Source organism: Amycolatopsis rhabdoformis (assembly GCF_035918295.1).
Lineage (GTDB): Bacteria > Actinomycetota > Actinomycetes > Mycobacteriales > Pseudonocardiaceae > Amycolatopsis > Amycolatopsis rhabdoformis.
Map to the genome: position 1 here is coordinate 4,640,999 of NZ_CP142149.1, position 22,740 is coordinate 4,663,738.

Consider the following 22,740-nt stretch of genomic DNA (forward strand, 5'->3'; position numbering starts at 1 on the left):
GCTCACTGACCGTCGGCCGCGGACATCCGGTAACCCTCGGGCACCATGAAGTCGTAGTCCTCGGGAACCGTGATGTCGTAGGAAATCCGCCCGGCGGGCAGGTAGAACAACGCGATCAGCCCCCCGCCCACCACCTCGGGGTAGTGGTGACTCCCCGGCTCCGGCGACGTCCACCCCGGCCCCTGCCACCCGCGCGGCCCGCGCAGCAGCGCACCTTCGTCCAGCGGGATCACCATGTTGATCTCGCCATAGGGGTGCTGGTGGTACTCCCCGCAGAACAGCGGCACGCTGTTCATGTACACCGCGGTGATGCTGAACCAGTTCAACCGCTCACTCGGCCCGATGATCCGGCTCCGGCGGTAGTTCGGCCCGTCGATCTCCTCGTTCGCGGCCCACCCGTCGGCCACGCCGTCCTTGATGATCCCCGCGAGATCGTCCCACAACCCGGAACCAGGCCCGCGCTCCTGATTCAGCCACGCCTCCAACTCGACGCCGGCCGTCCGATTCTTGATCTCCTCGACGAACGGAACGCTCCGCTCGATCAAGTCTTCTGCTGTCGCGCCCACTTCTGTCCTCCTGGCGTCGTTGCCCAGCCGGGGAATCCCCGTGCCGGACGCACGGTAAGCCAGGGTGAACGTTACAGTCAATAGTTGTAACGTTCGGGGCTGTTGACCGCGCGCCAAGTACGCGCCGAGTGCTCCCGCCGACAGATCATCGGCATCGAGCCGCACCGCGGCGTCCAGGCCGCCAGGAGTCCACCACCTGAGCGGCGGTCGCCAAGATCGGTCGCACTCAGGCGACCGGGCGATCACAACCTGCTCGACCAGGCTTGTCCTGCATCCTCCCAATACTTGTCACCAAGCTCGTGCAGATAGCGATCCAGGAACTCGGCGAGACTGCCGGCAACCGCATACCAATCCGATCGGCCGTCCGTCGGCAACGCGACCAGAACCCGACGGCAGCCGACTTCCGAAGGCGCGAAGACCACGAGATCCTGATCTCCGAGGAACTCACCGATCACGACGTCGTCACCGCGGTAGACAGCAGGACGCTGCGTACTTTCCTGCAGCGTGCGCCGCGCGGCATCCTGAGGCGAAAGCAACTTCAGACCCCACTGGCCGTAGTCGACATCCTCGAACAGGACCGAGCTCCCGCTTGTGGACCACGCCCGCACCAACTCGTCGGGAATCGAGGAACTCGGCCACGCTGACTTGATCTCAGCCTGACCGAGCGGCGGATCGAATGAGCACGCGAGCCTGAATGGGTTGTTTCCGACACCGTCGCGCGGTTCGGTGAAGTGACGAAAGGCATCCATTGCACTGGCGATGTCATCCATCACTACCGCTCCACCCGAGGTTGAAATCTCGCTGATGCACTGCACCGAAAACCCTGGCTCCGATCGAGCAGGAGTGTCATCGGCAGTATTCGTTTCGATACCATTCTTCCAACTTCGGATATATTTTCCCCAGATCAGAAACCGGATTTTCCATAAGAGAACCCAGGATGGCGGATCCCATCAAGATGAAGTCACCGGCCGACACGGTGAAACCCTCGAAGGATCGACCGAAAACCACTCTCACCACACCCTCAAGGTCGCCAGGCGTGACCTTCAAGAGCTGAGACACACGCTCGTGCGCACGATGCGCGACGATTTCGAAATCACTGTCCGCCGGTTGCCGGCCCAGCGTGTCCTTCACCTGACGCCACAGCAGGTAGGTAACATACCGGGTAGCCTTTTCGTCGACAGGAACCTCGTGCTCCAAGCGGCTGGCCGACGCGCGAAATTTCGCAATGTCGCACCCGCGGGCCGCGATGGCCATCTCGCGTAATGTATCCCAATTAAGCTGGTCAATCACAGCAGCCGAAGGTTGGCTTGACACCGTTCGCCACCTTTCCCTCGAGTGAACTGTACAGGCGGTACCGAGATGCGCCCGGGGAACGATCGGACGCGCGCCCGTGATCCGATCAGTTGTCGACGCGAGCCCTCGAGCGCGTAGTCGACCACAGCCCCGCCAGACAGCCGCCCACTCCCCCTGAAACATTCCCCGGCCCGCAAGCGACATCGAGGCGATGTCCCCAGAGCCGGAGGTAGCGGACGTGAACACGTCACCCAAGTTCGAACCCGCGTCCCCTGGCCCGCCGCTCGCCCGCTTCGCAGGAGCACCACGGCGGGCCAGGTCGATCCCCGCTCAATCACCGGTGATCACCGAGATCGAGCGCCCCCGATGAACGTGTTGCTCCTCATCAGCACCCTCGCGCCGTCCGTGCTGGTCGCCGCCGGGGCTGTGTGGTTCCTGATCTCGGCTCGTGGGCGGTGGCGCCGTCGTGAGGTCGACCAGGTGAGACGGCTGCGGGAATCCGTGGCAGTGGACGCGCTGGATCTTCCGGACGACGTGGCGCCGGTGCTTTCGGGTGAGGCCGGCGAAGGCTCGGCCGCCATCACGATGGGCTGGGTCGCAGAGATGTCGCGGCGGCGCGTCGACTTCTACGTCGAGCACCACGACGCCGCGTTGAGTCAGCAGCGTGCGATCTTCTGGGCCAGCCTGGTCGCCGGTGCGGTGGCGCTGGTGACCGTGATCATCGGGGTGGGGCTGGTGCTGTTCGCCCACACCGAGGTGGGGGTGCTCACGAGTGTCGCCGCGGTTCTGCCGGGCGCGGCGGGAAGCCTGCTGTTCACCCAGTCCAAGGAGGCCGCGACCCGAGCCGCGGAGAACCTGCGGAACCTGACGGCGAGCGTGGAACGCGCCGAGGCCATCCAGTCGTGCCTGCAGATCGCCGCCCAGGTGAGCGACAGTGCGACGCGCGATCGGATCATCGCCATCGCTTCGCTGGTGTCGGCGTTTCCCGAGGTCGCGGTCGGCGAGCTCTCCGCGATCGCCGCCGGCACGTCCGCCGCGCCGTGAGCCGAGTGAGGCCGGTGATCGAGGCGGCGGGCCGGAAGTGGTTTCTGAAGTCCATCGTCTACAACGGCCGCATCCTGTGCCGGAAGCTCGAACAAGGGGCCGTCGACACCTTCGCCGCCCACCCCTTCGCCGTTCGCATCAGCCGGTTCGGTTTGTCGCGCCAGCCGCGGTTCGCGACGTTCGACGCCCGGATCCACGCCGTACGGGCCCTGCCGCCGGAAGACGTCGGGCCTTGGCTCGTCGGGTACGCCTACCAAGCACACGCCGGTGGCCGCACCCATGCCGCCGCCCACGCTCTGGCCGAGGCCGCGTTCGCCTTTCACGATGAACGCCGGGAACTGAGCTCGGCGCTCATCACGACCGCCGAAGAGTGGTTCGCCGCAACGCAGGGCCCCCAAGACTGTGTGGAAGCGGCCGACGCCGCGCGGCTCGCACTCGACCGCGCGAGCAAGCCGCGGATCTTCGACTTCACGAAACCCGGGCTGTCCAAGCAGGAGGCCAACTCGATCCAGGCCCTGGTCTTCATGACCGGCGTCCGGCCGACGCCACTGTTGTGGGTGGAGGTCCTCGCCTCGACCTCGGGATACCCCGAAGGCTGCGACGAAGCGGCACCCGCGGGCCAACTGGTGGAGGGCGCCCACCACAAGCCGGCGCGCCGGATCCTGCGTGCTCTCGCACGCCACGATCTGGACGCCGTCGAGCGCGATCTCGACGAGTTCACCCAGGCGGCGCTCGACTCCGCCGATCACGAGGTCGCGGCTTCCGAGCTCATGAAGCTGTCGAAGCTCCTCCTCTCGCGACAGCAGTTCTGGGCGGTGCTCCGCGCGATCCAAGTGCTGGTCGGGCTGGCCGACGACCGGACGACGTCCGGCGAGGTCGCCAAGCTGTGCAGACGCGTCGCCTCTGCCACCCGCGATCCGCATCTGACGCTGCTGGCCAAGTCGCTCCAGGCGCACGCACTCACGCACGGTGGTTCCCACGACCACTTCGTGCAGGGGGCTCGGCTGACCGTGAACACGCTGGCAGAACTCGAGGACGGGCAGTACCCCGAGATCTACCAGGACCTGCTGTGGTCGGCGTACTTCTGCTTCCACAAGCTCGGCGACTACCGCTTCGCCCTCGCCTGCCTGACTCAGATCGACACCTCGCTCGAGGCCGTCTCCGAGGTGATGGTGCGCTGGGCGCGCTACGACATCTACCGTCACATCGGGTTCTCCGTCGCCGAAGACCAGCTCGCCGACCTACGACAACTGGCCGCCGAGGAAGGACACATCCGCTGGCTCGCCGAGATCGACTACCTGTGGGGCGGATTGGACACCGGCGACGGACCGGAGAGAGCGACGAGGATGTTGCTCGCCGCGGAAGGATTCCGCCGGGCAGGCGCACGCGGCCAGTTCGCCCGATGCATGGCGGCGCTGGCAGAGCACTGGATCGCCCGAGAGGACTACGACTCCGCGCACGTGGCGGCAGTGGCCGCCCTCAACGAATTCACTCGCCTCAAGGACGCGAGCCAGGTCGCCGGGCTGCTTTTCGGCCTCGCCCACATCGGCTTCGTCACGAACGAGATCGACTTCGACGAGTTCGAGCGAGCCTATCGGCGCGCGCTGGTGGGAGAGGTTTTCGAGCACCAGGTCACGTTGACCATCCAGTTCCTCCAAGCGACCCGGCCGGAGCACGCCGACCTGGTGCTGGACCAGGCCCTGCACGTGCTCGAGGCGTTCACCGACTGGTGGTCGACCCAGGCCATGACGTCGTGGCGAGCGGCACTCCTCAGCCGCGAGCGCGCTCTTCGCGCACTCACGATCAAAGCCTCGGTCCACGCGAACCGCAGCGCACAGGACATCGCTCGGCTCGTGATCGAGGGAGCCAGCCTCGGCGTCCCGGCCGGTGAGCCGGAAACCACGCCGGACCCGCAGCCGCACCACGTGGTGGCGGACCCCGAACTGGCCGGCGAACTCGCCGACGTGCTCTCGGAAACCGAAGCCGAAGTGGGCGTGATCGACGACCCGAAGATCCACCTCATCCCGCTCGCGGCGCCCGTGCGCGTCAGCCTCGTGCCCCACGACGGGTCCGCCGACGCGCTGGACCTCGCCGCCGTGGTCGGCGTCGCGGCGGGACCTCGCCCGTGGACGTGGTGGAGCCAGTGGATCGGCAACCACCGCGTCTACCACGCGGTACTCACCAGTGCCGGCGACTGCTGGTACGAGCAGACGGATCTGGCCGAGCTCTTCCGCGCCGTCGCCGCTTACGAGGACGTGATCCCGCTCGCCCGCAACGCCGGCGAGGACGGTGATTTCCGGGATCGGCTGCGCACGGCGCTGGGCCGGTCACCGGCCCAGGAGGAGACGTTGGCGCGGGCACTGGGCAAGGCGATGATCCCCGCGCGCCTCGCGGCTCACCTGGCCGAAGCCGACGCCGGCACCCGGCTTTTCGTGCAGCCCTCGCCACTCACGGTACGAGTGCCGTTCGGGCTCGCCACGCTTCCCGGCGACGCCGGCCGCATTCTCGATCACGCCGGGGTCAACCACTGCCCCAATCCCCGGTACTTCACCCTTCCCTGCCACAGCGGTCCCGCGGACGGCAGCGCGCTCGTGCTCGACCCCGGCGGACGCCCCCTGCTCGGCCGCACACCGGTCTCCCTGCCGGTCCCCGACGACCTGGTGCACCTGTTGGCCCGCCCCGAATTGCCCGCATGGACCACGAACGTGCTGCCGAACCCCACCCCGACCGTGGCCACCCGCGCGACCCTCCGAGCCGTGCTCGCCGAGCACCCGGTCCGCCGCATGGTCTACGCGGGCCACGTCACGCCCGCCGACGCCGCCTCCCCCGGCGCCGGCGCCTTCGTCCTCTCCGACGGCGCCCTCACGGCCGCCGACTGGTGGCGCGACCCCGCCCAGTTCCCCGCCGTCGAGGAACTCGTCCTGATCGGCTGCGACAGCTTCGGCGCCGCCGCGACCGAACCCCTGGGCCTCACGACCGCGGCACTGGCGGCCGGCGTCAGCCGGATGATCGCGAGCACCTCGCCGCTCCCCAACACCGCCGGAATGTGGAACGCCGCGACCGAGGTCGCCCAGGCCCCGCCGGGAACTTCGTACGTCGACCTGGTCCAGACGATGCAACGCCGGAGACTCGCCTCATGGCGCGAGACCGGTGATCCGCGCCTCCACCCGCTGCACTGGTCTTCATTCATCGCGGTGGAACGACAAATCCCGTCGACGACGCGAACATCCTGACCGCGGGCGAGAGGAGTGGCTGACAGCCCCTGGACGCCCCACACAACGAGCCCGAGCGCCCCAGTCCTATCTAGCGATCAGTTCGCGTGCCAGTCGGAACGGGGCCCATCTCTCGAAATCCAGATGCGGAGGAATGCAGGGAAACCAGTAGCCGAATTCCATAATCTTCAGGCGATGTAGCTGATCCCGAACGCATCGATCTTGCGATACAACGAAGACCGCGCAATCCCCAGCATTTCCGCGGCCTTGTACCGATTACCACGAGACTCGTACAGCGCCTGGATGATCGCATCGCACTGGGCGGCTTCCAGCATGGACATCTTCCGGGCGCGGCCCTGAAAACACAGCTGCGGCAAGTCCGGGGGTTGGATCTCGCCGACGGGCTTGTGGGCGACGACGTAGCGGAGCACGTCCTCGAGCTCGCTGATGTTGCCGGGCCACGCGTAGCTTTCGAGGACGCGCACGACCTGCAGGGACAGGCGCAGGGAGCGGCGGGCGGCGAGCTTGCGCAGCACGGAGTTCGCGATGTCACCGACTTCGTCGAGCCGGTAGCGCAGCGGCGGAACCCGGGTGATCTCGTGGAAGTGCCGCAGGAGCAGCCCGTACGGGCGAGTCGCGTCCACCGCGGCGATGTCCACGCTGCCGACCACGAGCGGCGGCGTCGGCAGGGCGACGAGTGGCCGGAGTGCTTCGTCGAGTCGGCGGGCGCCGACCGGGGTCAACCCGTTGATGCCGCGCAAGAGCAGCAGGTGTGGTCGGTCCCCGAGGTCGGCGGAGAGCCCGTTGGTGAGATCGTCGAGCCGCGTGGGGGCTTCGCCGGCCATGGTCGCGCAGTCGACCGTGATGACGCGGCCCAGGGGGAACGATTGCCGGAACTGGTTCAGGACGAGCGTGCGCTTCCCGACGCCGGGTTCGCCGATCAGCAGGTGGTTGCGCCCCTGGCCGATGCTGGCGACCACCTCGTGCCGGGCGCGCAGGAAGGGCGTAAGCAGTTCTCGGTTGGCGCGGATCCGGGCCTTGGCGTGCTCCTGCTGAGCGCGATCCGAGCCGCGGACGTCCTTCGCGTAGTCGCGACGGGTCAGCGGGGCCACGTGGGACCCCTGGCGCCGAATGCCTTCCGGCAACTCGGGCGACGGGCGGCTGCCCGCCTTTCGGCCGGTGAGCAGGCATCCGATCAGTTCTCCGGACATCCAGATCGGCTCGGTCGTCACCTCGGCGCAGCCGTTGGCGGGAAGGTCGAGGTGCTTGGTCGCGAAGTCCTGCAACATCAGGCTGGCCAGCACGAGATCGTTCAGCGCGCGCAAGTCTGTCGCGTCGAGTTGGCGCGCCGCGGCGTTGGACGTGACGAAGTTGCCGTCGGTCGCCACCACCCAGGTGCCCTCGTGGTCGCGGTGATCGAACTGCTCCAGGATGATCTGCGACCGCCGCTGGGGCTCGCCGGCGATCCGGTCCGCGATCTGCTCGGCGAGCATCCGCGCGAGCGCCAACTGCAGCGGCGTCTCGGCCCCGTGGTGGGAGATCACCGTGACGACACCGCACAAGTCGTGGCCGTTCGGATCGATCACGGGCGCCGCGGCGTCGCTCAGGCACGTGAGCTGGGAGTGGTAGTGCTCCGGGCCGCTGATGGCCGCACCCGCCTGCTCGTGCAGGGCGATCGACGCGGCGGTGGTGCCGACGGCGCGTTCGGCGAAGTCGTAGCCCGGCACCAGCAGCACGGCGTCGAGGAGGTGGGCGAGCGCGCCGTCGCCGTCGCACCGGGCCCGGACCACCCCGCCGGTGTCGAGGAGGGCGAGGGAGCAGGCGCCGTCCTCGTTGGCTTTGACGAACGCGTCGAACACGTCGTTGGCGCAGGCGACGACGGAGGGCGCGGCGTGGGTGTGGCCGAGGAACCGGGCGGTGATCCGGTCCGGATCGACGTCGTGCCACCGCGAACGCTCCCAGGAGGCGAGCACTTCGGGGCGGACCACGTCGCGGGCGGCCACGTACCGCCCAGCCGTCAGATACGATCGGCGGGCCGCTTCCAACTCGACCGCATTCGACACCGCCGTAGCATAGGGGTCGCGGCCTCCGGTCGGTTGTCTCATCGTGAGACAGCTGCTGGCCCCTCCTCCGCCGGACGGATCCCGGACGCGCCAGGCGGGGGAAGCGTCCCGGATCCGGGACAGATCGCTGCCGCGCTGCTCGCGCGCCGCCGGCGATGGTCCGATTCTGCGACAGTTGATCTGTGAGCGTCGCCACTAACGTCGGACGGCGGACAAGCCCGGCCGAATGCGGGCTCGGCAAGCCCTCAACCGACGGAGGAAAAGATGAAGGCGCTCGTCTACCACGGTCCTGGCCAGAAGGCTTGGGAGGACGTTCCCGACGCGACGATCCAGGACCCGACCGATGTGATCGTCCGCGTCGACACCACCACGATCTGCGGAACCGACTTGCACATCCTGCAAGGAGACGTCGCGGCCGTAACCGACGGCCGGATCCTCGGGCACGAGGCGGTCGGCACCGTGACCGAGGTCGGCGAAGCGGTGAAGGGATTCAAGCCCGGCGACCGCGTCCTCGTCCCGGCCATCACCAAGTGCGGGCGGTGCGAGTACTGCCAGCGCGGGATTCCCTCGCACTGCCAGACCGTCGGCGGCATCGGCTGGATCTTCGGCCACCTCATCGACGGGACCCAGGCCGAGTCCGTCCGGGTGCCCTACGCGGACACCTCGCTCTACATCGTGCCGGAGGACGTCACCGACGAGCAGGCTATCTTCCTCGCCGACTCGCTCCCCACCGGTTACGAGGTCGGCGTGCTGGCCGGCAACGTCCGCCCGGGCGACACCGTGGCCGTGGTCGGCGCGGGCGCGGTCGGCCTGTCGGCCATCCTCACCACCGGGCTGTGGGGCGCGTCGAAGGTCATCGCCGTCGACTCGAACAAGTTCCGCCTGGAGAAGGCCCTCGAATTCGGGGCCACCGACGCGGTGGAGGTCGGCCCCGGCACCGTGGCCGACGTCATCGGGCTCACCGACGGGCTCGGCGTGGACGTCTCGATCGAAGCGGTGGGCTACCCGGAGACGCTGCTGACCGCGGCCTCCATGGTCCGCCCGGGCGGCACCATCGCGAACATCGGTGTGCACGGGACCCCGGTGGAGCTCCCGATGCAGGACATGTGGATCCAGAACGTGAAACTGACCATGGGCCTGGTGGACACCGTGTCCATCCCGACGCTGCTGAAGATGGTCGCCAGCGGGCGGATCCCGGCGGAAAAGATGGGCACGCACTCGTTCACCTTCGACCAGATGGACGAGGCGTACGACGTTTTCAAGAACGCCGCCGCGAACGAGGCCCTCAAGGTGATCATCAAGCCGGCGTAGTCCTGCGCTGAGAAACGGCGAACCTGAGCGCCTGCCGCGGCGCGGACCCGCGGGAGGGTGCGGCCGCGGCATGCGCTCAGGTGACCCGTCGCGTCCTGTCACGCGGAAACCTGTGGCGCCCTGGTGGATCCGCCGTCCTGTGCTTTGCCGCAGGACCTGCTGAATGCAGTCGGCGCTCATCGTGCTCGGCATTCTTGTCGGACGCCATTTCGGTGCGTCCGAATCACGGCTCGTCGCCCGTGTTCATTTACTCATTGCGCGAAACCGGGGTGCGCTCCTGCGCGCCCTGACTCTCTTCACCGAAGAGGAACCGGAGAACCCGTCATGGAAGACATCGACCTGGCCCTCGACACCGCCTCCCACGCCCGCCGCGAGGCACCACCGGATCCGCCACCGGCCTCCGGCCCCCTGGCCGGTGACCCCACCGCGATCGGGGTGCCGACCTTCGTCGTCGGATCCATCGCCCTGGGCCTCGTCCTGGTCGGCTTCGTACCCCCGACGGCGGTGGGCGCCTCCATCGCGATCATCCTCGCCGCGACCGGCGTCGGCCAGGGCGTCGCGGCGCTGTGGGCGGCCGCGCTCGGCCAGACGGCCGTCGCCGGGGTGTTCGGTGTCTTCGCCGGATTCTGGCTGAGCTACGCCGCCCTGGTGCTCGGGCTGACCCACGGCTGGTACGGCATCACGCCGGACGCCGCGGTGTCCACGCAGGGACTGTTCCTGATCTCGTGGCTGGTCACCATCGTCGTGCTCACCTTGTCCACGCTCCGCCTGCCCGCGGCGTTCACGCTGCTGTTCGCGCTGATCGATCTGGCACTGGCGTTGGTCATGCTCGGCACGCTTTCGGGGGCGGCCGGCCTCGTCAAGGCGGGCGGGTTCGTCGTGTTCGCGTTTGTTCTTGTCGGCCTGTATTTGTTCTTCAACACTGCTTCGCTGGCCACTGGCGGCAAGGGCCTTCCCCTGGGGAATCCCTTGCAGCGCAGCTGACTCCGGCCGGATCGGGTCGGTAGAAGGGAACCATCGACCGCCGGTCACCGCGACGGTCGGTGGTTCCCTTCTACCGAACGAAAGACTGGTGGGAGGTCGGCGGTCTGACCTGGCCCAGGACCGCCTGGACAGGCAAACGCGCAGGTCGTAGTGTTCGGACAGCGCAAGCCCCCGCAGTGACAGGACGATTCCAGGACGCCGGTCAGGAGCCCACGATGGATCTGCGATCTCTGCGGTTCGCCGTGACGCTGGCGGATGAGCTGCACTTCAAACGAGCCGCCGACCGTCACTACATCTCGGCACAGCCATTCGGCCGGGCGATCGGCGTCCTGGAACAGGAACTGGGCCACCGGCTGTTCCTCCGGACCACGCGGCGCGTGGAGCTCACCACTTACGGTGAACAGTTCATCACCCGCGCCCGGAAGCTGCTCGCCGACCTCGACGAGCTCACCGGCGGCCTTGAATCAGCCGGCGCCACGGCCGCGGAAAACCATCTGACTCTGGGTGTTTTCGGCCTCGGCTTCGGGGAGCGAGGCCCCTCCATCATGCGCGCCTTCCGGCACGTCAGCCCGGCCGTGAACGTGGAGGTCCGCGAGCTCGGCTTTTCCGACATGGACCTGGCGCTCAAGCACGGCGAGGTCGACGTCGCGATCGTCCATCACACAGGCGACGTCGACGGCCTGGACTCCGCCCCGCTCATGGATCTCTCCCGTGCTCTCATCGTCCCTCGCGACTCGGAGTGGGCCGATCTCACGATCGTCTCCGAAAGCGACATGGCGAGCATGTCCGGCCTGATACCCCTCCCCTACGCATCCGCGTCGCAGGCCACCTGGGCCGGCGCGGACCTCCACGACCGCGTGTGGGAAGGGATCAGGACGCCGTCGGCCATCCCCACGGCCGTGGCCACGACCGCGCGGCCCGCTCTGCACGTCATGGATGGCGCCGAGTTCTTCCCCCACCCGCAAGTGCGGTATGTGCCGTGTGCCGGCGCTCCGTGCACGATGGCTGTCGCGATCCGGGAGCAGGACAAGCGACCTGCGGTCCGCGACTTCGTCCGCGTGGCCGAAGCGGTTGCCGGCGCCACCCTTTGAGTCCGGTACGGCACTTGCGGTTGCCGTACTAGGCTGCCGATCATGCAGGTACCCGAGTGGTGGCGACGTGTGGTGGCGGTGAGCGAGCACCTCGCCGCGGCGGAGCCACTGCAGGAGAACGTGCGCGGTTTCGGCGGTGCGCAGTACTACTTGCAGATCGGAGAGCTGGGCCGGAGGTTCGCCGCCGACCCGGAGGTCGGCGACGCGGAGAGGGGCCGGGTGCTGGCTGTGCTGGAGGACCTGCTCGGTGACGAAAGCGAGCCGGACCGCCGCGCGATCGCCCTGACGTTCCTGTGGCCCCTCGCCGGACAGCCGCGACCCCCGGAACTGGGGAACCGTGTGCGGCGTGAGCTGGACCTGATCGCCGGGCATCGACCGACCGCTTCCGCCAATTCTGTTGCCTGGCAGGAACTCGCGGAGCGGGCCAAGGACGAACTGGAACGCTGCGGTTTGCCCGCGGCGGTGATGCCTCGTGGCGCACGCCCGGCGCCGACGGGAGTCGTGCTCTCGGTGAGCGCCGAAGAACCCGCCGGCGTCTTCCTCGACTGGAACCCCCTCGACAGCCGGTCGGAGCGGTACCACGTCCTCACCGGGTCCCGCGACGGCACCATGAACCTGTCCGAATACGTGGACGACGTTCGGGACCTCTTCGCGCGGGCGGCGGTGGATGTGCTGGCCGCGGCCGGATTCAAAACCGAGGTGCGGTATGACTTCCTGTACGGCCGGTCGCGCGTCTGCCGCGTCCTGGGCCCGCCGGAAATCCCCTTCGAATGAGCGGCGGAATCCGTGGAGAATAGGAGAGCAGTGCGAGTTCCGGTGTGGTGGGGTGCGTTGCTGGCGGCGAGCGAGCACCTCGCCGCGTTCGACGCCGAGCAGATGCGGAGCTGGCGCGAGCGCTATGCGCCCGGGCTCCCGGTCGACGAAGAGGTTCCCGACGAGGACGACCTGCCGCGGGGAATCCGGATCTTCCAGCTGGGCCGAGAGTTCAGGTACAACTCGGACATCGCTGCCACCGAACGCATCCGTGTGCTGGCAGTGCTCGACAACGTGCTCGGCGACACCGCAGACCCGGAGCGGCACAGCGTCATCGCCATGTTCCTCCGCATGGCCCTCGATCTCGAGATGCTGCAAGAACTGTGGCCGTCACTGGGCCCTCGCGTCCGGCGGGTGTGCTTCCTGTTGTTCAGCTCCTGGCCCGCGGGCGCGCCGGGGTGGATGACTGTCGACGCCGACCAGCTCCCACCGTGGAATCCTGCGCTCGTCGCGCGGATCCGCAGGGACGGCCGCGATGCGGGAGCACCGGGCGAACCCCTCGTGACCGATCCGTTCGCCGTCGAACAGCTGGCGGATCCCGAGGAAGTCGTCACCTGGGCGCCTCCGGAGGCGATCGCGGCCTGGAGCGATCTGGCCGGGAAGGTCCATGCGGAACTCACGCGGGTCGGCATCAGTGCGACCATCGACACCCGCCTTTTCGACAGAACGGCCGGCCTCCACATCGGCTTGAGCATCGCTCAGCCGCCCTACGGTGTCACCCTCGAATGGCGCAGCCCTCTCCAGAATTCGAAGAAGTACAACGACGACCTGCTCGCCCAGAACAGGACGGAACTGATGGCCTACTCGATCGAGACGCACGCGATCCTCCTGCGGGCCGCACTGGACGTGCTCGCCGCGGCCGGTTTTCACACGATGGTCTACTACTACTTCCCGCACGACCGCGGCTGCGAGTACCGGGTCCTCGCTCCGCCGGAGAACCCGATCACCTGAGATTCGAGCCGCTCGACTCCACCAAACCCGTGTCCGACACAGCCACTACCTGCGGCACCCAACGTCACAGTCTGCTGCTACCGCACTAGAAGGCCCCGGCGCGAGACTCGAACTTGCTGGGTTTGCCGAGGATCGGTTTACCGGACCCGACCCACTCGGCGACCCAGTTCGCCATCGTCCGCACCGGAACGACCGGATTGCCGAGGGTTTCGGCGGCCAGCTCGCAATTGACCACCAGGCAGTCGGTCTCGCGGCCGGAGAAGACCGGCTCGACGTCGTAGATGCGCCCGAAGTACTCGGCGAGCGCGCGAACACTCACAGTCTCGGGCGCGCCGATGTTGATCGGTGTCGTCGGTGCGGTGCAATGACGAAGCAGGCGGGCGAACTGATTCAACGCGTCCCCCTGCCACAGGAGGTTCACCGTCCCCGTTTCGAGAGGAATCGGCCGGCGGCGCAGAACCCAGTCTGCTATTTCCTGCATCACGCCATAACGCGGTTCGACAGAGTAAGCGAAGCGCACGATGCGACCGGGATTGCCATGCAGGGAGGAAAAGTACTGAAGCACGCGTTCCCGGCCGACAACCGAGTTCGCGTATTCGCCGATACGAGGCGCCGGCGGCACGCTTTCGCCGGTACCGCCACGCAAGGGATCAGACCACGGGTAGACGTGAACGCTGGAAAGCGCGACGATGCGGGAGTCCGTGAAGAAATCGCCGGCAAGGGCCGGCACGACCACATTGGTTGCCCACATGGCGTCTTCACGACCCTGGGTGTCAAATTTACGACCTGCCAGGAAAACGACGTTCGGCACCCGGGGCAGGGCACGAACCTGCTCACGATCGAGAAGGTCGGCGCTCACTGTTTCGATCCCACGCTCCTCCAGCCAGTCGCGGGAGCCCTTCGCGGAGAACCTCGACACACCGATCACCCGCTTGCCCGGGGCCGCCCGCTTGATCAGCCAGGCCAGGGTGAGCCCGAGTTTCCCCGAGACTCCCAGCAGCATGATGTCGCCGTCCACCGCGGCCAGGTCGGCCACGCATTCGGGGGTCGGGGTCGCCAGATACGATTCGAGGTGGTCGACGTCCCTGAAATTCTCGGGGAACGAGGACCGGTCGAGTACCGGAGTTCGGATGGGTGTGTCGTTCGCCAAATCAGCCACCTTGAATCAGCCACCTTTATTCAGAAGCAAGGGTGTCAGGGCCGGGTCGCGTGGGCGGTGTCGCGAGTGAGCCAGCGATCGAGGTTCTCCTGGACGAACTCGTCGTCGCTGAGATCGGGGTGCTCGCGGTAGACGCGGTCGATCTCCTCGCGCTGGCCTTCGCTCATGACCAAGTCCTCGTCCAGGCACCAGGCTCCGTCGACCAGGCCCTGCCGCCTGAGCACCTCGAGGCAACCCGGAATGCAGCCGGCGAAAGCATTGTGCGCGTCGAAAATGGCGGAGTTGCAGTCGGTGACGCGCGAGCCGAGACGCAGCAGTTCAGCGGTTCGGCCTTGATCGGCGTCCGGAGTGGTGGCCTGGCGGTGCAACTCGACCGCGCGCGCCGTCCACACGCTCCAATGGCCGAGGAGCCCGCCCCGGAACCGGACGGTGACCTCGCCGTTCACGCCGCGGACGGTCACGGGCGTGACCAGGTCGGCGACGATGTTGTCGTCGTTCCCCGTGTACAGGGCGATCCGGTCTTGGGCACCCGCGTCGACGACACCACGGATCACGTCGAGGGCGCGGTACCTGTCGAACGTCGCGATCTTGATGGCCAGCACGTTGTCGATGGCGGCGAACTCGCGCCAGAAGCCGTACGACAGGTGGACGCCGCCGAGTTCCGGCGCGAGCGCGAAGCCCACGATCGGCATCTCGCGCGCGACGAGGCGACAATGCCGAAGAGCCTCGGATTCGTCGAGGCCCCTGAACGCGGCGACATTCACGATCACCGCGGTGTAGCCGAGCGCCCGTGCCGTTCGAGCTTCCTGCACGGCTTGCCCGGTCGGGCCGGTGACGCCCGCGATGAGTGCGACTGCGCGCGAGGTCCAGTCACCGGCTTCCTGCGCCGTCAGCTCGAGCAGGGGCGCGTAGAGACCATGCTCACGAATCCGGAACTGTGTGATGTGGACACCCACGGCCAGGCCGCCGGCTCCGGCGTCCAGGTAGTACCGGGTGAGGGCTCGCTGATGCACCACGTCCAGCTCCCTCGACGCGGTGAGCGCGAGGGGGTGAGCGGGAATGACCGTGCCGCGCGAAAGGACCTGCAGGGCGTCGGCGGTTCCGCGATCGGATTCGGCTGCTTGCATCGTTGTCACTTTCTGTGAGAGTCGCTGGGATGCCGATCAGGCGGGCCCGCCGGGCAGCTCTCCCGCGAGGGCCTGTGGGAGAAGGTCCAAGGAGCCGACCGCGATGTCCGGCGCGGCTCCGAGCGAGTCGAAAGGCGCCGAGGTACGCCGGATCCACGCGGTTCGCATCCCTGATCGGTGCGCACCGATGATGTCGAACGGGTTCGACGAGACCAATCGCAGTTCGTCGAGGGGCCGGCCCGTTCTGTCCGAGGCATGCCGGTACACGGCCGGAGAAGGCTTGAAAGCCTTGACCTCGTCCGCGCTGATCACGTCATCGAAGCAGTCGAGCAGTCCGCTTTCGGACAAGCAGCGCTCGACCATGGCTTTGGTGCCGTTGGTGAAGACGGTGAGACGATGGCCGGCACTGCGCAGATCCGACAGAGCGGATGCCGTACCGGGGAAGGGATGGAGCGTGTCGTAGAGCCCGCACCACTCTTCGACGGGGCAGTCGTCCTTGACCTCGTGCGCCGCCAGCGCGTCGATGAGGGCGTGACGTGTCACGTGGTGGAAGTCCACGTACTGGCCCATCACCGTCAACCGAAACGAATACTCCAGTTGCCTCGCCCGCCACGACCTGGCGATCGCGACGCCGGTGTCGGCACCCAGCTCTCGCGCCAGCGTCTCGGTCACGGAGATGGGGTCGACGAGCGTGCCGTAGACGTCGAAGACCAAGGTCTCCGTGCCCTCCGGCTCATTCCGGAACGGCGCGTCCGGCCGCGTCTGGTTCGGATGGCTCACACCGGCATCCGCAGGAAGAAGTCGATCAAGCGGTTGAACTCGTCGGCTCGTTCGACCTGCACCCAGTGGCCGCACCGGTTGAGCATGACCAGGCGCGAACTGCCGATGAGGGAAGACAGTCGCATGCCGTGCTCGGGGCCGACAACCCGATCGTCGCGTCCGTGGATCACCATCGTGGGCGCGGTGATTTCGGGGATTCGCGACGCGAGGCCGAAGTAGTCGCCCATGAAGGTGGGTGATGCGTCGTCGAGGTTGGCGATGTAGGAGGCCAAGTGTTCCGGGTTCGCCAACGCGGCCTTCGCTCGGACATCCGCCAGGTCGTCCGTCGCCATGGCCGGGTCGAAACACATCACCTGCACGAGGCGCTTGAGGTTTGCGGGCGTGGGGTCGCGGTATCCGTCGTTGAGCGCCTTCAGCCCTTCGCTCAACCCGCTCGGCTGGAAGTAATTGGCGCCCGGCGACGGCGTACCCATCAGCACCATGTTCGAGACACGCTCGGGGAACCTGATCGCGGTGGCGACCGCCATCATGCCGCCCATGGAGTTCCCCACGTACGCGGCCTTCTCGATGCCGAGCCCGTCCAGCAGACCGACCGCGGCCTCCACGAGGTGGCGGCGGGACTCGACCGTCGGAGTGGAGCTGCGGCCCCAGCCGGGGAGGTCGAGTGCGATGACCCGGTACGAGGCAGCGAGCGTCGCGATGTTGCGGTTGAAGTTGCTCCAGGCGGTCGCCCCGGGGCCGGCGCCGTGGAGGAGGAGAACCGGCCGGCCTTCGCCGACGTCGTGGTAGTGAAGCCGGAACTCGGAGGTGTCGAGGAACTTGCCCGCGGGCTCGGTCATCGGGGAAGTGACGGTGCTGGTCATGATCATCCTTCTCGGTTGTCGGGCGACGTCTTCTCAGGACGGGACGGAGTCCCCACGGAACTCAGGTCGATGACCGAGCCCGTGGCGGTAAGGGACTGTTTCGAGGCGAGCAGCACGTAGGCGCCGACGTAGTCTTCGGGTGTCGCGGCGCGGCGAAGAGCACCGTGCCGGCGCATGATGTCGTCGATGGGAAACGACGCGCTGATCGACTCGTCCCGCAGGCCCATCGCGGCCGGTCCACTGAGCCCGGTGGCCATGCCCCCTGGCGCCACGGCATTGACCCTGACCGCAGGCGCGAGCTCGTAGGCGAGCTGGCGGACCAGCCCGAGTCCTGCGTGCTTGGACGCGGTGTACAGCGAACCCCCTCCGGCGGGGTAGAACGAGGCGTTGGAAAGGGTGAAGATCATCGAGCCGCCCGATGCCCGCAACGCGCCGACAGCCGCCCTCGCGCCCAGGAGGTACCCCTTCACATTGACGGCGAACAGCTCGTCGAACGCCGTGGCGAGCTCGTTGGCATCGGTCTCCTCGAGTGAACGCTGAAAGTCCCAGATCCCAGCGTTCCCCACGAAAACGTCGAGTGATCCGAACGTGGTCAGCGCGGTGATCACCGCAGCGCGGTTGTCGGCCGTGGAGGTGACGTCTCCCACGACGGTCTCGGCTGCGGCTCCGAGCTCATTTTTCAGCTCCGCCAGCCCGGACTCCGACCGGTCGAAGGCGACAACGCACGCGCCCTCGGCAACGAACCGACGTGAGATGGCCCGGCCGAGTCCCGAGGCGGCGCCGGTCACGATCGCGCAGACGCCTTGAAGCCATGGTGAGGTCATTTGCCAACTCCGCTGGTGTCATACGTTTCGGGCAGTCGCACGTAGATCTCGGTGCCCTCGAGCCGCACCTCGTGCACCCGCACGGGCGTACTGGCGGGCGCCGACAGCGCCTTTCCACTGCGCAAGTCGAACTTCGCGGTGTGCAGGGCGCACTCGACGACACAGTCCTCGACCCACCCTTCGGCGAGGGAGAAGTCCTCATGGGTGCAGGTGTCGTCGAGGCAGAACACTTCCCCGCCCGAGCGGAAGAGCGACACCGGCGGGACGGTGTCCAGCCGATGTCCCTCGTCCTCTTCCACCTCGTCGAGGGCACAAGCTCGCACCCACTGCGAGGTGGGGGCTGCCGGATCGTTTTCGGGCATGAAACGGTTCCGTACTTCGTTCGGGGGGTCACAGGAAAATGCTGATGCTCGGCGCGAGCACGGTTGTCTGGTCGAACACGATTTTGCGTTCCGCGATGCAGTAGGGGAAACCACCGCCCGTGACGGGGCGCAAGGTGTCGAAGCGCTCTCCGACGAACCAGTCCTGGTGCCGCTCCAGCCGGCTTCGGTACACAAAGAAATTCGTCCGGGCAAGGACGGTGGCGTCGGGCTGCTCGTCGACCCTGATGTTGGTGAGCAGCCGCCGCGTCCGGGAAGGAGGTTCCTCGGACCACTGGATGCCGGAGGTGATCCGGCGGACCCGCCCGCGGAGCATGCCGATCGTGTCATCGGCGAATCCGGTCTCGTCCAGGCGCGACACCTCGAGGTCACGCTCCCGGATCGGCCGGGTCTGGCGGGACGGGATCCAGTACAGCGCGTCCTCGGGGAACAGCGCGATCCACTCGTCGTAGAGGTGATTGTCCAAGAGTTCCGCTTCGGCGTAGAGGAACTGCTCGACCCGGTGCTGCAGTTCCACCGACGTGGCCCGGTATCCGCTCGGTCGCCGGGTCCCCGCCATTGCTGCCGACACGTGATCACTCACCCTTCTGCGCCAGGAACTCGGTGAGACGCCCCTGATCCGATTCCGCGATCTCCTGCCAACTCCGGCCTTGCATGAGGTCGAGCCATCGACGGAAGAAGCCGCGGGCGTTCGTCTCGCTGATGGTGTCGTTGGTCATGCCCGGCATTCCCCAGCCGCGGTACTCTTCGAAGCCGAGGCCCATCTGGAAGTTCATCGCGTTCTGCCTGGCTTTCCAGCCCCGCAGCACCGTCTGGATCTCGGGCCAGTTCTCGCCGTCGTCGCTCTCCAGCACGCCGGCCGGGCTGAAGGTGAACTCCGTGGCGCGCTTCGACGCTCGCTTGGCCTCCGCCGACGCGCCCGCCGGCACGAACGCCCAGGACCAGACCTCCATCTCACCGGGCCCCCGCGGATGCCAGACACGCATGGTGTTGCGGCCTTCGAGCCACGAGAAGTTCGGAAAGATCGTGTTGTGGCTCAGTGTGGTCCGGATGGCGCGCTCCTCGCCGATCCGCGCGACGATGTCGTCGCGGTTCTCGGTCAGGTAGTCCGTGTACGGCGAGCCCGGCGTCTCGAACGCCAGGAACTCGGGCGCGAACGCCGCCCCGGACCCGTGCCCGTTCCGGGTGGACTGACGGCCGTCGAGCCCTGGCGGAACCACGCCCAGCTTCTGCATGTCAGGGTCCTCGAAGAGCGCGATCGCGGCCGACGCGTGACTCACGTTCACGTGGTACATGTCGCTCGCGAACTGCTCGGCGGCGAACTTCCAGTTGCACTCGATGACCCACTTGCTCGCGCCGCCGACGAACTCGATTCCGCCCGGGTAGCGATCCACGATGGCGTCGAGGAAATACGCCATGTCGCCGAGGTACTCCTCGAATTCCGGGGCGTCGGCCGACCACGTACCGAAGATGAGCCCCTTGTACCGGGCCAACCGCGGCACCTTCGTCGCGCCCCAACGACTCTTGTCGATGTCGTTGCGGTACCCACGCTCGAGCTCGGGCACACTCACCAGGCTGCCGGCGAGGTCGTATCCCCACCCGTGGTAGCTGCACGTGAAAGCCTTCGCCACGCCCTGGTCGGAGCGACACAGCCGCATCCCCCGGTGGCGACATTGGTTGAGGAACGCAGCGACCGAACCGTCCCGCTGCCGGACCACGAGAACCGGGTCCTCGGCCATGTACGTCTGGACGAAGCTGCCCTTGGTCGGGAGCTGGCTCTCGTGCGCGAGGAACAGCCACGACCGCCCGAAGACTCTTTCCAGTTCCTGCTGGTACAGATCGGTTTCTGTGTAGATACCGGGGGGAACCAGCCCTGACTCCGGCTCGAATTCTGCGAGATTCGTCATTGTATCTCCCATGAATTTCTTACTTGCCCGCAAGCGGGGACCGGTGGTGGCCCCAAATACTCGGCTGCGAGTAGTGGGCAACGGTGAGGTTCTCGTCGAGCACTCGGCCGTTCACCCCGTATTCGATGTCGAATCCCGAAGGCGTGGGCAGGTAGAACGACAGCATCTTGTCGTTGGTGTGTTCGCCGATGCTCATCGTGACGTTGGAGTTCTTCTGCGCATCGTCGAACGCACGACCCACGTCGGCGATCGTCTCGACTTCGAGCATGAGGTGACCGATGCCGTGAGCGGGCACATTCAGCAGCGCGATCGAGTGGTGACGGGGGTTGCAGTGCAAGAAGATCGCGTCCTGCTCACCGACCAGGATCGTGTCGGTGAGCTTGAACCCCAGCAGGTCGATGTAGAAGGCCGCGCTCTTCTCGGCGTCTTTCGCGAAGATGAAGACATGGCCCGCCCCCATCGACCCGGTGACGAAGCGAACACCGCGCGAAGAGGCGAACGGCGTGTGGTCGCTTTCAGGCCCGTAGTAGAGCTCGAGCTGCGTACCCTCCGGGTCCGTGAGCGTGTAGAGCTTGCGGACGTTGCGCGCCCGAGCACGCGCTACATCCTCGCGGATGTCGCAGTTCGCCTTTTCCAGTGTCTCGACCAGGTCAGCGAGATCGACCGCGCTCGCCAGCTCCCAGCCGATCGCCTTCAGCGACGCCGGCCCTTCGGCCGGCCCGTCCTCGACGACAATCCGATAGGCGTGCTCGTCAATGCGCAGTCGAATACCGTTTTCGCCGTCGGACGTGACTTCAGCGCCGAGAACATCTGCACCGAATTTCCTCCATTCTTCCACTGGACCACGGACGACGAGATAACCCAACGATTGCACGCCGGACATAGGTACACCTTTCACCGAGTTTTCTGCAGCAACAAAAAAGTGACTTGACAGCGTCGATCAGAGACGCGGTCCGCGACCTTCGCGGACGAGTCGACGGAAATCAGTGCGCGAGTCCCTGACCTCACCCGAGGAAACCGAAACTCGCTTCTCGATCATTTCCTTGCCCACCCGCACGTCACGCGCCCGATCGATCCCCGCAACGGCAACAGGTGTCCCATCCCGCAGCCAGAGTGCGAACGGGCCGGCCTCTGAAGAGTCCTGCTGCACGAACTCGTCCCCGGCGTCGTGGCGCCCGTACATCTGCAGGGTGTGCCCGAACTGTTCGGACCAGAAGTACGGGGTACTCGTCGTCCTGGTCGGCGTGGCCACCATCGACGCGGCCACCGCCGCACCGTGCCGAAGAGCCATGTCCCAGTGTTCGACACGCCCACGCCGGATTCCCCGATCGGGATCCGGCTGGTTCGCGACATCTCCGGCCGCGAAGATCCACGGGACATTCGTGCGGCCGTACTCGTCGACCAGGATCCCCTGATCGCAGAGGATGCCGGCCTCGACCGCGAGCCGGTCGGCGGGAACGGCGCCTATTCCCACCACCGCTGTCGTGCACGGCAGGACCTCGCCGTCGGAAAGCCGCACGGCCACGAGGGAATCCGTCCCCACGAACTCGGTGACCGTGGTGGACGTCCGGATACGCACGCCTCGACCTCGGTGCCAATCCAGGATGTGTTCGGCGAAGCCCGCCCCCAAAACCCGCGCGAGCGGAAAGGGAGCCGCCTCGACGACGGTGACGTCGACACCCAGACCACTCGCGAGCGCGGCGACTTCCAACCCGACGAACCCGGCACCGACGACGACCATCGGCCCCCGGCTCCGAAGACGTGAACCGAGCGCACGCGCATCCGCCAACGTCCGCAGCACCTGGACTCCGGGCAGTTCGGAACCCGGCGCGTCGCTGAGCCGTGGCCGGGCTCCGGTTGCCAGCAGCAGAGCGTCGGCGGGCAGCCGTTCTCCGTCCTCCAGGACGACCGCCCGCTCCTCGACGTCGAGTCGCCGCACTCCCGTGCCACGACGGAGCCGGATGTCCAGCTCGCCGTAACGGGCTTCCTCCATGATCGATACCGCGACGCCCTGCTCGGGAAGAGCAAGGACCTTCGACAAGGGCGGCCGTTCATAAGGCAGCTCCGGGTCCAGGTCGATCAAGGTGATCTCACCCGGGAATCCCAGATCGCGCATCGCCACTGCGGCGGTGACGCCTGCTACACCCGCACCGACGATGACATGCTTTTCGCTCACTGACTCACCACCGAACCGATTGCCCGCACAGACGTGAGCTGTTCGACCGTCACGACCTGTGTCCTGCGCCACTGACAGGAAACTCCGGGCCCACCGTCCGATAAAGAGTCAAAAAGGTTGTAATCGCGATGCCACTTCGCCGTAACCCAACGGGCTTGGTGGAGGGTCACGTGTATCGAGCGCACTTTGGTCGATG

General features: G+C 67.1%; 21 protein-coding genes. 7 read left to right on the forward strand and 14 right to left on the reverse strand.

Annotated features, from left to right (window positions below; genetic code table 11):
• Positions 1-2: 2 nt before the first annotated feature.
• The 3 genes from VSH64_RS21180 to VSH64_RS21190 all read right to left on the reverse strand — a co-directional run bounded on the left by VSH64_RS21180 (position 3) and on the right by VSH64_RS21190 (position 1,820).
• Entirely contained in the window at positions 3-731 is a 729-nt protein-coding gene (locus VSH64_RS21180; protein WP_326837374.1) for a 4-hydroxylaminobenzoate lyase, read from the reverse strand.
• Between the two features lie 77 nt (positions 732-808).
• Positions 809-1,336, reverse strand: coding sequence for a hypothetical protein (locus tag VSH64_RS21185; RefSeq protein WP_326837375.1), 528 nt, complete (start codon positions 1,334-1,336; stop codon positions 809-811).
• A gap of 76 nt (positions 1,337-1,412) precedes the next feature.
• The gene (locus VSH64_RS21190; RefSeq protein WP_326837376.1) at positions 1,413-1,820 is read right to left on the reverse strand and encodes a hypothetical protein; all 408 of its coding nucleotides are present in this window, start codon (positions 1,818-1,820) and stop codon (positions 1,413-1,415) included.
• 405 nt (positions 1,821-2,225) lie between these two features.
• On the opposite strand from VSH64_RS21190, the gene VSH64_RS21195 reads away from it, so the two are divergent.
• Both VSH64_RS21195 and VSH64_RS21200 read left to right on the forward strand, forming a co-directional pair.
• A complete protein-coding gene (locus VSH64_RS21195; RefSeq protein WP_326837377.1) occupies positions 2,226-2,903 on the forward strand; it encodes a TRADD-N-associated membrane domain-containing protein in 678 nt (225 codons plus the stop codon).
• A 14-nt stretch (positions 2,904-2,917) separates the two neighbouring features.
• Entirely contained in the window at positions 2,918-6,136 is a 3,219-nt protein-coding gene (locus tag VSH64_RS21200; protein ID WP_326837378.1) for a hypothetical protein, read from the forward strand.
• Positions 6,137-6,303: 167 nt separating this feature from the next.
• Here the strand turns inward: VSH64_RS21200 and VSH64_RS21205 are convergent, their stop codons facing one another.
• Complete coding sequence (locus VSH64_RS21205) at positions 6,304-8,220, reverse strand: helix-turn-helix domain-containing protein (protein WP_326837379.1); 1,917 nt, start codon at positions 8,218-8,220, stop codon at positions 6,304-6,306.
• 222 nt (positions 8,221-8,442) lie between these two features.
• On the opposite strand from VSH64_RS21205, the gene VSH64_RS21210 reads away from it, so the two are divergent.
• From VSH64_RS21210 to VSH64_RS21230, 5 genes are all read left to right on the forward strand, one after another.
• Positions 8,443-9,489: an alcohol dehydrogenase catalytic domain-containing protein gene (locus tag VSH64_RS21210; protein ID WP_326837380.1), complete on the forward strand. Its 1,047-nt coding sequence runs from the start codon at positions 8,443-8,445 to the stop codon at positions 9,487-9,489.
• 324 nt (positions 9,490-9,813) lie between these two features.
• A complete protein-coding gene (locus VSH64_RS21215; protein ID WP_326837381.1) occupies positions 9,814-10,473 on the forward strand; it encodes a GPR1/FUN34/YaaH family transporter in 660 nt (219 codons plus the stop codon).
• A gap of 215 nt (positions 10,474-10,688) precedes the next feature.
• Positions 10,689-11,564 (forward strand): LysR family transcriptional regulator, encoded by an 876-nt coding sequence (locus tag VSH64_RS21220; RefSeq protein WP_326837997.1) that lies wholly within the window; start codon positions 10,689-10,691, stop codon positions 11,562-11,564.
• Positions 11,565-11,606: 42 nt separating this feature from the next.
• A complete protein-coding gene (locus tag VSH64_RS21225; RefSeq protein WP_326837382.1) occupies positions 11,607-12,338 on the forward strand; it encodes a hypothetical protein in 732 nt (243 codons plus the stop codon).
• A 57-nt stretch (positions 12,339-12,395) separates the two neighbouring features.
• A complete protein-coding gene (locus VSH64_RS21230) occupies positions 12,396-13,328 on the forward strand; it encodes a hypothetical protein (protein WP_326837383.1) in 933 nt (310 codons plus the stop codon).
• 85 nt (positions 13,329-13,413) lie between these two features.
• On the opposite strand, the gene VSH64_RS21235 is transcribed toward VSH64_RS21230, so the two are convergent.
• Genes VSH64_RS21235 through VSH64_RS21280 form a run of 10 tightly spaced genes read right to left on the reverse strand, consistent with a single transcriptional unit; the run spans position 13,414 to position 22,544 of the window.
• On the reverse strand, positions 13,414-14,487 hold the full coding sequence (locus VSH64_RS21235) for an NAD-dependent epimerase/dehydratase family protein (protein WP_326837384.1): 1,074 nt from the start codon (positions 14,485-14,487) through the stop codon (positions 13,414-13,416).
• A gap of 35 nt (positions 14,488-14,522) precedes the next feature.
• Positions 14,523-15,614 carry a dihydrodipicolinate synthase family protein gene (locus tag VSH64_RS21240; protein ID WP_326837385.1) on the reverse strand — a complete coding sequence of 364 codons (1,092 nt, stop codon included), beginning with the start codon at positions 15,612-15,614 and terminating at the stop codon, positions 14,523-14,525.
• Positions 15,615-15,650: 36 nt separating this feature from the next.
• Positions 15,651-16,394, reverse strand: a complete 744-nt coding sequence (locus VSH64_RS21245; RefSeq protein WP_326837386.1) for a haloacid dehalogenase type II — start codon at positions 16,392-16,394, stop codon at positions 15,651-15,653.
• Complete coding sequence (locus VSH64_RS21250) at positions 16,391-17,257, reverse strand: alpha/beta fold hydrolase (protein ID WP_326837387.1); 867 nt, start codon at positions 17,255-17,257, stop codon at positions 16,391-16,393. The genes VSH64_RS21245 and VSH64_RS21250 overlap by 4 nt, the downstream gene beginning before the upstream one ends.
• 2 nt (positions 17,258-17,259) lie before the next feature.
• Positions 17,260-18,081, reverse strand: coding sequence for a 3-(cis-5,6-dihydroxycyclohexa-1,3-dien-1-yl)propanoate dehydrogenase (gene hcaB / locus VSH64_RS21255; protein ID WP_326837388.1), 822 nt, complete (start codon positions 18,079-18,081; stop codon positions 17,260-17,262).
• Positions 18,078-18,443: a bifunctional 3-phenylpropionate/cinnamic acid dioxygenase ferredoxin subunit gene (locus VSH64_RS21260; RefSeq protein ID WP_326837389.1), complete on the reverse strand. Its 366-nt coding sequence runs from the start codon at positions 18,441-18,443 to the stop codon at positions 18,078-18,080. The genes hcaB and VSH64_RS21260 overlap by 4 nt, the downstream gene beginning before the upstream one ends.
• 28 nt (positions 18,444-18,471) lie before the next feature.
• Positions 18,472-18,978 (reverse strand): aromatic-ring-hydroxylating dioxygenase subunit beta, encoded by a 507-nt coding sequence (locus VSH64_RS21265; protein WP_326837390.1) that lies wholly within the window; start codon positions 18,976-18,978, stop codon positions 18,472-18,474.
• A gap of 58 nt (positions 18,979-19,036) precedes the next feature.
• Positions 19,037-20,401 (reverse strand): aromatic ring-hydroxylating dioxygenase subunit alpha, encoded by a 1,365-nt coding sequence (locus tag VSH64_RS21270; RefSeq protein ID WP_326837391.1) that lies wholly within the window; start codon positions 20,399-20,401, stop codon positions 19,037-19,039.
• The gene (locus VSH64_RS21275; RefSeq protein ID WP_326837392.1) at positions 20,388-21,251 is read right to left on the reverse strand and encodes a VOC family protein; all 864 of its coding nucleotides are present in this window, start codon (positions 21,249-21,251) and stop codon (positions 20,388-20,390) included. Before VSH64_RS21275 ends, VSH64_RS21270 begins: the two co-directional genes overlap by 14 nt.
• Before the next feature lie 57 nt (positions 21,252-21,308).
• Entirely contained in the window at positions 21,309-22,544 is a 1,236-nt protein-coding gene (locus VSH64_RS21280) for an NAD(P)/FAD-dependent oxidoreductase (RefSeq protein WP_326837393.1), read from the reverse strand.
• Positions 22,545-22,740: the final 196 nt, after the last annotated feature.

What these genes read in the sequence shown, in the direction of transcription:
- VSH64_RS21185 (WP_326837375.1), bottom strand. Translation starts at nt 1,336, where the DNA reads ATGGATGACATCGCCAGTGCAATGGATGCCTTTCGTCACTTCACCGAA.
- VSH64_RS21190 (WP_326837376.1), bottom strand. Translation starts at nt 1,820, where the DNA reads ATGGCCATCGCGGCCCGCGGGTGCGACATTGCGAAATTTCGCGCGTCG.
- VSH64_RS21195 (WP_326837377.1), top strand. Translation starts at nt 2,226, where the DNA reads ATGAACGTGTTGCTCCTCATCAGCACCCTCGCGCCGTCCGTGCTGGTC.
- VSH64_RS21205 (WP_326837379.1), bottom strand. Translation starts at nt 8,220, where the DNA reads ATGAGACAACCGACCGGAGGCCGCGACCCCTATGCTACGGCGGTGTCG.
- VSH64_RS21210 (WP_326837380.1), top strand. Translation starts at nt 8,443, where the DNA reads ATGAAGGCGCTCGTCTACCACGGTCCTGGCCAGAAGGCTTGGGAGGAC.
- VSH64_RS21215 (WP_326837381.1), top strand. Translation starts at nt 9,814, where the DNA reads ATGGAAGACATCGACCTGGCCCTCGACACCGCCTCCCACGCCCGCCGC.
- VSH64_RS21220 (WP_326837997.1), top strand. Translation starts at nt 10,689, where the DNA reads ATGGATCTGCGATCTCTGCGGTTCGCCGTGACGCTGGCGGATGAGCTG.
- VSH64_RS21225 (WP_326837382.1), top strand. Translation starts at nt 11,607, where the DNA reads ATGCAGGTACCCGAGTGGTGGCGACGTGTGGTGGCGGTGAGCGAGCAC.
- VSH64_RS21240 (WP_326837385.1), bottom strand. Translation starts at nt 15,614, where the DNA reads ATGCAAGCAGCCGAATCCGATCGCGGAACCGCCGACGCCCTGCAGGTC.
- VSH64_RS21250 (WP_326837387.1), bottom strand. Translation starts at nt 17,257, where the DNA reads ATGACCAGCACCGTCACTTCCCCGATGACCGAGCCCGCGGGCAAGTTC.
- hcaB (WP_326837388.1), bottom strand. Translation starts at nt 18,081, where the DNA reads ATGACCTCACCATGGCTTCAAGGCGTCTGCGCGATCGTGACCGGCGCC.
- VSH64_RS21260 (WP_326837389.1), bottom strand. Translation starts at nt 18,443, where the DNA reads ATGCCCGAAAACGATCCGGCAGCCCCCACCTCGCAGTGGGTGCGAGCT.
- VSH64_RS21275 (WP_326837392.1), bottom strand. Translation starts at nt 21,251, where the DNA reads ATGTCCGGCGTGCAATCGTTGGGTTATCTCGTCGTCCGTGGTCCAGTG.